At 60.4% G+C, this 10,719-nt stretch carries 8 protein-coding genes; 2 read left to right on the top strand and 6 right to left on the bottom strand.

Going from position 1 to position 10,719, the window contains the following annotated elements; all coding sequences use genetic code 11:
• Nucleotides 1-127: 127 nt before the first annotated feature.
• From E5X88_RS23765 to E5X88_RS23755, 3 genes are all read right to left on the bottom strand, one after another.
• Nucleotides 128-1,468: an adenylate/guanylate cyclase domain-containing protein gene (locus E5X88_RS23765; RefSeq protein ID WP_292165665.1), complete on the bottom strand. Its 1,341-nt coding sequence runs from the start codon at nucleotides 1,466-1,468 to the stop codon at nucleotides 128-130.
• Between the two features lie 233 nt (nucleotides 1,469-1,701).
• Nucleotides 1,702-3,045, bottom strand: a complete 1,344-nt coding sequence (locus tag E5X88_RS23760) for a nucleotide sugar dehydrogenase (RefSeq protein ID WP_292165664.1) — start codon at nucleotides 3,043-3,045, stop codon at nucleotides 1,702-1,704.
• A gap of 115 nt (nucleotides 3,046-3,160) precedes the next feature.
• Nucleotides 3,161-4,321: a DUF3095 domain-containing protein gene (locus tag E5X88_RS23755; protein WP_292165695.1), complete on the bottom strand. Its 1,161-nt coding sequence runs from the start codon at nucleotides 4,319-4,321 to the stop codon at nucleotides 3,161-3,163.
• Between the two features lie 93 nt (nucleotides 4,322-4,414).
• Between E5X88_RS23755 and E5X88_RS23750 the strand changes: the two genes are divergently transcribed.
• The gene (locus E5X88_RS23750; protein ID WP_292165662.1) at nucleotides 4,415-5,503 is read left to right on the top strand and encodes a glycosyltransferase family 4 protein; all 1,089 of its coding nucleotides are present in this window, start codon (nucleotides 4,415-4,417) and stop codon (nucleotides 5,501-5,503) included.
• Nucleotides 5,500-6,264: a polysaccharide deacetylase family protein gene (locus E5X88_RS23745; protein ID WP_292165660.1), complete on the top strand. Its 765-nt coding sequence runs from the start codon at nucleotides 5,500-5,502 to the stop codon at nucleotides 6,262-6,264. The genes E5X88_RS23750 and E5X88_RS23745 overlap by 4 nt, the downstream gene beginning before the upstream one ends.
• 1 nt (nucleotide 6,265) lies before the next feature.
• Here E5X88_RS23745 and E5X88_RS23740 read toward each other — a convergent pair whose 3' ends face one another.
• From E5X88_RS23740 to E5X88_RS23730, 3 genes are all read right to left on the bottom strand, one after another.
• Complete coding sequence (locus E5X88_RS23740; protein WP_292165659.1) at nucleotides 6,266-7,120, bottom strand: MBL fold metallo-hydrolase; 855 nt, start codon at nucleotides 7,118-7,120, stop codon at nucleotides 6,266-6,268.
• A 127-nt stretch (nucleotides 7,121-7,247) separates the two neighbouring features.
• A complete protein-coding gene (locus E5X88_RS23735) occupies nucleotides 7,248-7,697 on the bottom strand; it encodes a cyclic nucleotide-binding domain-containing protein (RefSeq protein WP_292165657.1) in 450 nt (149 codons plus the stop codon).
• A gap of 301 nt (nucleotides 7,698-7,998) precedes the next feature.
• Nucleotides 7,999-10,713: an ABC transporter ATP-binding protein gene (locus E5X88_RS23730; protein ID WP_292165655.1), complete on the bottom strand. Its 2,715-nt coding sequence runs from the start codon at nucleotides 10,711-10,713 to the stop codon at nucleotides 7,999-8,001.
• Between the last annotated feature and the right edge of the window lie 6 nt (nucleotides 10,714-10,719).

Raw genomic sequence — 10,719 nt, 5'->3', positions numbered from 1 at the left:
GCAGACCCAGAAAGCGAGACTAGCGCATTGCCAGCCTAGAGCAACTTGGATTCGAAACGGTCGCCAGTTCCCTGGCGGAACCGGCGACCGGACTGCATACCCAGGCGTTCGGATCAGATCGTGGCGGTTACTGGAGCTTCCTCGGGTCGCCCGCCGACAGCCGCGCGGCATCGCGATGAAGCAGCATGACCTGCTCGGCGTCCGATATTCGGTCGTAAATCGGCTCCAGCGCACCGTCTTCGTCGGGTGCGAGAGCACCCGACAGATCGGGTGAAAGCACCGTTAGCTTCTGTTTGATACCCGCCAGTTCCTCCTCGCCGAGCGTCAGCCAGCTGTTGGCGCCGCAATAGCTGGCGAAGTCTTTGCTGGCGAGAACGCTGTGCGGATATTTCTTGGTCAGGGTCTGGAGGCGCTGGACCTCGTTTACAGCCGAGCCGAAGACAGAGAATGTGAGCCGGTCGGTAAGCCCGACATTGCCGAACATCACATTGCCGACATGCAGGCCGATACCAAATTTTATACCGCCCAACCCCTGCTTCTTTCTGCGCAGATTGAGATCCACCATGCGCGCGCTGGCCTTGTGCGCTGCCGCAAGGGCAGCCTGGCAGGCGATCTCGGACTGCGCACGGTGCCTTTCGCAAGGGTAGACGGCAATGAAGCCATCCCCCAGGAAACTCATGATCTGCCCGCCTTTGCGATTGAAAGGTGCAGCAATGGCATCGAAAAACTGGTTCAACGTATCGATATAGATTTCGCGGCCGGAGGTTTCGGCAAGCCTTGTCGACCCGCGCATATCGCCCATGACCAGCGCGGCCCGGATTGTGTCGCCCTCGCCGCGCTTGATCTGGCCGTCCAGCACCCTCCTGCCGGCGTCGCCGCCGAGATAAGTGGTCATCATGTTGTCGGCGAGCTTGGTGAGCACCGCCATCTTGGTTGCGATGGCGAGATGGTTCTGGATGCGCAGCAGCGCCGAAATCATGCTGTCGCTGAAGCCTGAAGCACTGTCGGTGGACCAGGAACCCATCATGCCCTGAGTGGTATTGCCGTTGAAGGGATGGACGAAAGCCATGTAATCGGTGACGCCCATAGGCCTGAGGTCATCGAAAACAGGAAATTCCGACGGCACCGACGGGTCGAGCCGGCGCCGCAGATGGTCGAGCTTGTGGTTGAGCAGATGGTAGTATGGGCTGGTCAGGAATCTGTCAGAATGAACGCCGTCCTCATTGCGGAAGCCTTCCACTTCCAGGCCCTGGCCGCGGAGCCAGGTAAAGCCAAGCGCGTCATAAAGCGGATGAAGCATCGAAAAGCCCAAATGCACCCGCTTCAACGGCAGGCCGGCAGCAGCCAGACGTTCACAAAAGCCCTTTACCAATGTTTCTAGGTCGTTGCCCGCCAGCGCCGATTGGGTCAGCCAATCGGCAACCTTATCCATGAGAATGGTGGAAATTTCTGCTTGCGCTGTGCTCATGCTATCTCGAAACCCGTCGAAGACGAGCCATCTCCTTTGTCCGCCACACCCTCGAAGTCAATGAAGCCGGCTTCGACGGCAAAAGCCGGCGAAGAATTTCCCGAATGACTGTCCTTGCAGGCAAGGAGCAGGCGTAACTGCATCTATTTCCTGGGGTACTATGTGGCGAGGTTGCCGGCGGAGTGCAATCACGATCCTGATATCGGGCAAAAAATTCGCCGGCTAAGACGCGGTCAGGCCTTCACCACCGTCTCTCGGGCTAGCCCGAGGCGGCCAAAAACATTGCGTGTGTCGACGATCAGAAGAGCGTGATCAGCGATCGCCTGATAGTCGATCGCGTCGTGGTCGGTTGCAACGACGACAGCATCGAAATCCTTCAAGGCCGCCTCGGTCAATTCGACCGAGCGACGCCCCTTGATCGCCATATGCTCCCGTGTGGTCGGGATCTCGGTAACATGCGGATCGTGGAATTCCGCCTTGCCGCCCCATTCCTCGATGAGTTCAATGAGCCGCAATGAGGGGCTTTCGCGGATGTCGGGCACATTCTTCTTATAGGCGAGCCCGATGATGAGAATGCGCGAGCGGCTGAGCGCCTTGCCGCAGCGCCGGTCCAGCGCCTTCGCCAGTTCATCGACCACATGACGCGGCATGGCCGTGTTGATCTCTGCCGCCAGCTCGATGAAGCGGGTCGGCAGTTCGTATTCGCGCGCCTTCCACGTCAGGTAGAAGGGATCGATCGGAACGCAATGCCCGCCAAGTCCGGGGCCAGGATAGAAAGGCATGTAGCCGAAGGGCTTGCTCTTTGCCGCCTCGATCACCTCCCAGATGTCGATGCCCATCGCACCGAGCACGACCTTCAACTCGTTGACGAGGGCTATGTTGACCGAGCGGAAGATGTTTTCCGTTAGCTTGACCGCCTCGGCGGTCGCCGTGCTGGAAACCGGAACGACGGTCTTGACCACGCCCTGGTAGAAAGCCTGCACGAGCGTCGCCGCTTCAATGCCGTCGCCTGCCACGACCTTGGGGATCGTCGCGACTTCAAAGCTGCGGTTGCCGGGATCCTCGCGTTCGGGCGAGAAGCCGAGGAAGAAGTCTATCGTCGACTGCAAGCCGGTTTCTTCCAGTATGGGCTTGATCACGTCATCGGTAGTGCCGGGATAGGTGGTCGATTCCAGCACGATCAGCTGGCCGAGACGCAGATGCTTCGCGATGGTGCCTGCCGTGTTCCTGACAAAGGAGAGGTCCGGCTCTCGGTGTTTCGTCAGCGGTGTCGGAACGCAGATGATGATGACATCGCAGACGGGCAGTTCGGCAAAATCCGCAGTGGCGCGGAACCGTCCGCTCGCCACCTGGCTGGCAAGGGCTGTCGACGTCACCGCCTTAATATAGGATTGGCCGTTGTTCAGGCTCTCGACCTTCTGGGCTTCGACGTCGAAGCCGGAAACCGGGAAGCCGGCGCGTGCGATCGCAACCGCCAGCGGCAGCCCGACATAGCCCAGTCCGATCACGCCGACTTGCGCGGCACGCGTCGAAATCCGGTTCAGAAGACCGTCATATGTCGATCGTGAGGCGTCCAAAAGTCTGCTTTCCTGTCAATTCGGACAGGCTGTCCGCGCCCATGGCGAGGCTCACCATGGTCCCAAGAACCATGGCCGAGGCATATTGCGGAAAATCGGTTTCCGCAAGCCGTCATCAGACCGGCGCCTTCGCCTTCAGGCTTGCGGCAGCAATCGCATAGCCGCCGGCGGCGCCATCGATGAAATGAACGTGATCGCGCTGCAGCGGCGATGCGACGAGGCATGTCATCAAGGCCGATTTCTGGCGGTGCAGGCCATAGTTGCAGATGCCCGCCTCTTCCGCTTGTTTCAGCCGGTTCTCGATCCGTTGCAACACATCCGCGTCAACGTCGATGGTCATCTTCAAGCCGTCATCGAACTTCCGAAAATCCGAATTGCTGGCCACGTCGCGTTTGTAGATCTTCGGGTCGAAACTGCCGATCGTCCAGCCATATCTATCGGTAACAGCCGTAAGCGTCATCAGGAACACTATCCACAGCTTCGACAGCCACCGCCATCCTGCCGGTGCCATGGCCCGCGCCTCGATATCGAGGCCGGCGGGCAGAAAACTGTAGCCCGGCCCGTTCACCGGCACCGGGTGGCCATCGCGTTCCTGCCTGCCGGCAAGGGCGATGATGTCGGAAGCCAGAAACTGAAAACCGCGCAGGTCGCGCGACGCCCCCGGTACGGCTATGATCGAGACGATTTCGCCATGCCGGGCTTCGATCGGGTTCCAGCGGCAGGAGAGGCCGGTCAGATCCGGCCGCGCGCCGGCCGGCGCAGGATCGATGCGGTAGCGCCCCGCTTTCATCTCGGCTTCCGCCCAACTGCCGCCACCTCCGGCGAACATGGCATAGAAGACCGCTTCGGAGGCCTGGAACCTCGCCACGCGAACGTCGAGGCCTTGCGCTCTTATATCCTTTATCGGCACGATTGCGGCACGCAAGGTCAGATCCAGTTCGTCCGCCACCCATCTCTGGACAGCCGCCAGCGCGTTCCGGGTGATCTCCAGCGCCGAGCCGGGAAACGCCACGAGCGCGCCGTCGCCGCCGAAGACAAAGGGAAGATCTTGCCTACCCAGCGCATTGAGCAGCGCCGAAATGACGCTGGCGCCCGCCATATTGACGGTTTTATAGCGCCCCGCCTCGATCGCCTTGGTCGAGCCGACGATGTCTGCGGTGGCCAGCGCCCAGCCATCGGGGAGAGGCCGATAGTTATCGATATCGGCAACGCTTTCGAACCTTGCGAAGACCGGCAAAGAAGCGACAAACGGGTCGGGCGCGGCAGCTGTTTCCATGAGCATCAGATAGCACATTCCAGTGCTTGAAGGTGAAGTCGATCATGCTTCGAAATTTGACTTGCGCAGGCTTTCCGATGATAGGGTCCGGCGATGCGAATTGCTTTCTACGCGCCGCTGAAGTCACCCAATCATCCCGTTGCCTCCGGCGACCGCCAGATGGCACGGATGCTGGTCAAGGCGCTGGAGCATGTAGGGCATAGCGTCGAACTGGCATCCGAATTGCGCTTCTATCTACGCGAACCGGAGTCGAAGAGTTTCGATGCGCTCAAGATCGAGGCCCGAGAGGAGGGCGCGCGGCTGACCAAGCTTTGGGATCGTGACGGCAAGCCCGATCTCTGGTTCTCCTATCATCCCTATTACAAGGCGCCCGACCTGATCGGGCCCGAGCTGGCGGCGGCCTTTGCTGTCCCCTATGTGACAGCGGAAGCCTCCTATTCGAGGCGGCGCAACGCCGGCTTGTGGGCCGATACGCAAGCGTTGGTGGCGCGAGCCGTCGAACAGGCAGCGCTGAACATCTGCTTCACGCAAAGGGATCGCCAGGGACTGACAGATGCGATTCCCGACGCCGCTCTCGGTATGCTTTCGCCCTTCATCGACGCATCGGTGTTCCAGGAAATGCCGGCACGGGGTTGTCCGACGCGCCTCGTTACCGTCGCCATGATGCGCTCGGGCGACAAAGTCGAAAGCTATCGCATGCTGGCGCAAGCGCTCGGTCGGATCGGCCACCTGCCCTGGACCATGTCGGTCGTCGGGGACGGGCCTGCCCGTGATGAGGTCAAAGCGCAATTCGCCGGCTTGCCTGCCGACCGTATCGAATGGCTTGGCGCGATTGAGCCAGCCGCCGTGCCGGATGTCCTCTACAGTGGGGGAATTTACGTCTGGCCGGGTTACGGCGAGGCCTATGGCGTTGCCTATCTTGAAGCACAGGCCGCCGGCCTTCCGGTGGTGGCTCAGAACATCGCCGGCGTGCCGGAGGTCGTGCGGGATGGCCAGACCGGGTTTCTCACTCCGCCGGGCGATGTGGTGGCGTTCGCTTCTGCCATTGAAAGGCTTCTGGCCCGTAACGACGAAAGAACCATCATGGCCGCAGAAGCCAGACGTTTCATCCTCGAAGAACGTTCCCTCGGTGTTGCAGCGGCGCGTCTGGCCGAACTTCTTCCGAAGATCCCGGTTTCATGACATCCGATCAGCTCTGGCAGCCTTTGGTGGAAGAACTGGCGTGCTGGCAACGGGCGGACCGTAAGGCAGAGTTCTGGCTGCGCGACGACGACGCCGTGGATCCGACGCCTGCGCTTGATCGGCTGCTCGACCTCACCGGTGAATTCGCGGTTCCGGTCACTCTGGCCGTCATTCCGGCCCTGACTGATGAGAAGCTTGCCGTCCGGCTTGACGAGGCGCCGCATGCCACGGTCGCCATCCATGGCTGGGCGCACCGAAATCATGCGCCCGAGGACCAGAAAAAGCAGGAGCTCGGCGCGCATCGGCCACGCGAGGCGGTGCTGGATGATCTGGCTCGCGGGCTGTCGCACGTAACCGGCCTGCACGGCGCACGTGCCGTTCCGATGCTGGTGCCACCCTGGAACAGGATCGACGCCGGCTTGGTATCCGACCTTGGATCGATAGGATTTGCGGCATTGTCGGTCTATGGGCCGCCGAAGCCGGCGCCACTGGCGGTCATCAACAGCAATGTCGACATCATGGATTGGCATGGCACGCGCGGCTGCCGCGATCATGGCCTATTGGTTCAGTCTATCATCGCGCAATTGCAGCATGCATTCGACGGCGGCGAACCGGTCGGCCTGCTCACCCACCATCTCGTACATGATGAATCGGCCTGGCTTTTCCTCGAACGGCTGTTCACAGTCACCGCACAGACTGAAGCCTGCGCATGGCTTCCGATCAGGACATTGATCGGGCGCAGCGCCGGTAGAGGAAAATAGCTCAGCGCTTGTTGTGTAATGAGACTGGAAATTTGAGCGTCTGGCCATCCCGCGCGGCAAAAGCGCCGGCAAACCTGTCTTTGGCCAGTTTCTCGATCTCGTCCAGTTCCTCGTCGGTGCGTGTCGGATCGTGGTGAAACAGCGCAAGCCCTCGCGCACCGGCCGCCTCACAGAGCTTGACGCCCTGTTGCCACGTCGAGTGCCCGTTACCGCGGCGGCGTTCCATTTCCTCCTCGGTGTAGGTGCAATCGTAAATGACGAGGTCGGCATCTTCGATCAGGCCGAGCACCACCTGATCGAGTTTGTCCGGCTCGTGCTCCGTGTCTGTGATCACGGCCACGACGCGGCCGCCCCATTCGACCCGGTAGCCGATGCAGCCGCCCGGATGGATAAGACTGCCGGTTCGGACCACCACACCTTCGCGCGGCCGAAGCACGTCTCCGGATACGAAATCGCGGCAGTCGAGGCTTGCCTTGCAGATCTCCAATTTCACCGGAAACCACGGCGGCCGCATGAACTCATCGACCATCTGCCGGGTCGTCATGCGTCCTGCAAGATGCCCGGACCAAAGCGTAACCTTGACGCTCCGGTCATAGATCGGCGCAAAAAACGGCAGCCCGATGATGTGATCGTAATGGCAATGGGTGAAAAGCAGGTCGAAATCGGTCAGGCCCGACGCCCGAAGCGCCCCGCCGGCAGGCCGTAGGCCAGAGCCCGCGTCGAACAGAAGCGTATGCTTGCCGCATCGCATCTCAATGCAGATTGTGTTGCCGCCATAGCGAGAGAATTCTGGCCCCGATACCGAAATGCTGCCGCGCACGCCCCAAAACCTGACCAGGAAAACGTCGTCGACCATGCTACCCTTCGCTGTTCCCGTCGCCCATCCTAGCCAAACAACTGCTGCTAGGCGAGACAGGTTTTCTCGGGGTGACCTTCTGAGGCCAGTGCCATCACGACAGCGAGGATTGAGCGCACCTCATTGGTTATTTGGCGCTTCGTGCGTCGATCAGATCCGCAGTCGTATGGCTCAGGCGATCGGCAAGAACCCGCAATATCTCGATGGTCATTTCCGGGTACTCCTTCATAAGCCTCAGGAAATGATCCTTGCGGATTCTCAAGGCTTCCAGCGGACTTGCCGCTCTGACGGTGGCAGTGCGAGAGCTGTTGCACAATATGGCGATCTCGCCAACAATCGAATTTGGCACCATTTCGGCAACTTTTATCGGTCCACGGTCGGAATCGACCAGAATATCCGCCCTGCCTGAAAGGATGACATAGGCGGCGTCTCCCTCGTCGCCCTGCCGGAAAAGGATCTGGCCGGCGCTGAAGCTCACACGATCGGATGTGAACGCAAGCAGCTTGAGCTTTGTCGACTCGATGCCGGAAAACAAGGGAATGCGTTGCAGCATTCCAACTTCATCCTTGAGCAGCATTGTCGCAAACCTTCCCAAATTCGCGTTTGCCAGACTAGAGCAACGGACGCCCAGATGGAATCAATTCTGTTTCCGGGATGGCGAGGCGAACCACGAGGTGGTGAGCCCGATGTCGTGCGATCGGGCGATGCCGCCTGACAAAATGGGCGTCCGCCAGCCGGAAACCAGAAGAGCCGGATGAATTTGCGGCAAATCCTTCGGGTTTCCGCGCGGATGTAGTCCCGCTACGCCCTTCGCCGAATCCCTTGACCTTGCAGCAAATTCCCACCGGCAGGATGATCCCATCTGGATGTCCGTTGCTCTATGACAGCAGTTCCTTGAAGATACCGTTCCCTGCCAAAAGTGTCTCGTGTGTTCCGTCTTCCACCAATTGACCCGAGTCGAAGACGATAACGCGATCGAACATCATCGCCATTGCCGGATTCGTCACAACCCACACAATTGCCGGCGAACGGCCGTCGCACCTGGCTTCCTCGAGCACGTTTCGCAGCACCTTATCCTGCATGCGCTGGTCGAGCGCCGACAGCGGCCGATTGAGAATGAGAAAATCGGGACGCTTGAGCAGGGCCCGGGCAACATCGAGCTTCTGTCGCTGTCCACTGGTCAGCCGCCTGCCGCCGGAGCCGACGTTGAAGTCCAGGCCGACATCCAGGAGTTCGGCATAAAGCCCCAGCTCGTCAAGAATGTCATAGACGATGGAGCGTATGCGGTCCGGCGCGTCGGGATGGTTGTTGCCCACACGCCCGAACAGGACATTATCCATGACGGTGGCCGCGGCAATGTATTTGGCAGGATCATACCGTTCGACCGCATTTTGCAGTTCGGGCGGCAGGTTTTCATAGAACCGGTTGCGTGCAGCGACGATCTTGCTCATCAGCTCGTCGCTCAGCAGGCCGAAGCGGTGCCGGGGCTCGATATAGGCAAAGCTCAAGGTGACGATCATGGCGCGATCGTTCTCCGAAACCGCCTCGTGAGGACGGTTCTTGAGCCGTTGCAGCAAGGTTTCGTAGGCGGGTATCTCCTCGGCGCTCATGAAGGCGAGCTGCTGGAAGAACTGGTGATCGGGCGGCAGGTCGGCAAACAGCTCGATCGCCTGTTTGGCGATCTCCAAGCCCATTTCGTAGAGCGTGCGGTCGAGGCCGGCTTGCCTCAGCACAGAAGCAAAATAGGGATTGGCCGCCAGGGCCCTGTCGGCCAATTCGGGGCCGGCGGCAGCGCCGAAGAGCAGGTTTTGGCCGATCGTTGCTTCCTTGTTGTAGGCGCCCGGTTCGAAAGGAACCACCAGTCCGCTCAGCCCTTCGTGTTCCAGCCGGGTTCGCAGCGCCGCACGCAGTTCGACGATCCGCCTGGCAAGCTCCGTGTGACGCGTGAGGTCGGCCGAAGAGCGCAAGCCAAGATCCAGAATGTCGCGCGACAGAACAACCGCGTCGAGCACCCGGCGCACGGCTTCAAAGAGGTCGTGCGGGCCGGTAGCCCCGGCGGAAGCATAGTTGATCCAGTCGCTGTGGATATCAAGATCCGGATTGCCCGACCGGCGTGCCTCGTCGATGTTCCAGCGGTGCTGGTCTGCCGCGGCACCGTCATAAGGCACCGATGTCAGCGGCGCATGCTTCAACCCGTAGAGCAGGTTATCGCGAAGGCTTGCCTGGAACAGGAAAACATCCGACGAGGCATAGGACATGCGCCGGCCGGTCACCGCTTCGGGGAGTTCAAGCAGGTCGGCGCCGCCCGAAGCGACTCTTCCGCTATCCGGCCAGTTCAGCCGCGCGAAGGCTTCTGCAAGCGCCTCCGCTCCACCTGTTGCGGTACTGACCAGCGCCACCGTCTCACCCGGCTTGATCTGGAGGGAGATACGGTTGAGGAGCATTGCACCGCCATCGTCTGCTATGGACAGACTGATCGCCGACAGGGGGTTGGTCATCGGATCGGGATCGTCGATCGTCAATGCCTCGATTTTCGGCGCGATGAGACCCTCGACGGTGAACTGTTCAACGACCTGTTGATATTTGACCTGGACATCCTGCCGATCCTGATCCCAGTCGATCAGTTCCTTCATCGGTCCGGGCAGGTCCTTGTAGGCGCCGATCACGGCCACGAGCTGGCCGACGTCCAGCCGCCCCTGGATAACCAGATACCCGCCGATCATGTAGAACAGAAAGGGCGTGAGCTGCGCGAGAAAATTGTTGAGGAACTTCACCATGAATTTCCATTGGTAAAGATCGAAGCGGATCTTGAAGATGAGCCCGAGCCGGGCAGCTATGTCGGCGCGCTCGTAGTTTGATGTATCGTGGACGTGAACCGCGCCGATGCCGTCGACGATTTCGCCAACCCGGCCCGAAAGCGCGCGCGCCGTCAACTGCCGTTGGCGCCCGAGCACGATCAGCCGCCGCCGCATTCGCGGTATGAGCACGATCTGGATCCCCACGATCACGGCCGCTATCATTCCGAGCCAGAAGTTCTGGACCACGATGAACAGCATGGCCGTCAGCGCCTGGCCGCCGAGCAGCACCGGCTGCACGAAGGCATCGCCGATGAAGCCGCCCAGCGGCTCCACCTCGTCCTTCACCATGGTCGCCACTTCGGCGGATTTCACCCGCTTGAAGTAAAACGGCGGAAACCGCAGCACACGATCGACCAGCTCGAAGCGGATACGCCGCAGCATGCGTTCGCCGAGGCGGCCCTTGTAGGTGTTGATGTAGAGTTTGAACAGGCCGTTGATGACGACTAGCAAGAGGAACACAAGGCTCAGGGCAAACAGCGTCTCCTTGCGGTCGAGCTGAAAACCGGAGAAGAACTGGACCTCTCCAATGAACGGCAGGTTATAGTGTAGCCTCATGAATGGCTGGGTCGCGCCCGGTTGCTCGAAGCCGCCACCTTGGATCGGGCCGTTGACGATCAACTTCGGCAGGTCGAAGGACATGAAATACGGGATCATCGAAAGCACGACGATCACCAATATCCAGAGCTGCTGCTTCTTGGTGTGCGTCCAGATATAGCGGGCTAGGCTGGGTTCCATATGCGA

The organism is Mesorhizobium sp. (genome assembly GCF_004962245.1).
Classification (GTDB): domain Bacteria; phylum Pseudomonadota; class Alphaproteobacteria; order Rhizobiales; family Rhizobiaceae; genus Mesorhizobium.
Note: the sequence above shows the minus strand (reverse complement) of the source record. Positions and strands in the feature narration are given on the sequence as shown.

Excerpts from the sequence above, each read along its gene's own strand:
- E5X88_RS23765 (WP_292165665.1), bottom strand. The coding sequence starts at position 1,468 with ATGAGCACAGCGCAAGCAGAAATTTCCACCATTCTCATGGATAAGGTT.
- E5X88_RS23755 (WP_292165695.1), bottom strand. The coding sequence starts at position 4,321 with ATGGAAACAGCTGCCGCGCCCGACCCGTTTGTCGCTTCTTTGCCGGTC.
- E5X88_RS23750 (WP_292165662.1), top strand. The coding sequence starts at position 4,415 with ATGCGAATTGCTTTCTACGCGCCGCTGAAGTCACCCAATCATCCCGTT.
- E5X88_RS23745 (WP_292165660.1), top strand. The coding sequence starts at position 5,500 with ATGACATCCGATCAGCTCTGGCAGCCTTTGGTGGAAGAACTGGCGTGC.
- E5X88_RS23740 (WP_292165659.1), bottom strand. The coding sequence starts at position 7,120 with ATGGTCGACGACGTTTTCCTGGTCAGGTTTTGGGGCGTGCGCGGCAGC.
- E5X88_RS23735 (WP_292165657.1), bottom strand. The coding sequence starts at position 7,697 with ATGCTGCTCAAGGATGAAGTTGGAATGCTGCAACGCATTCCCTTGTTT.
- E5X88_RS23730 (WP_292165655.1), bottom strand. The coding sequence starts at position 10,713 with ATGGAACCCAGCCTAGCCCGCTATATCTGGACGCACACCAAGAAGCAG.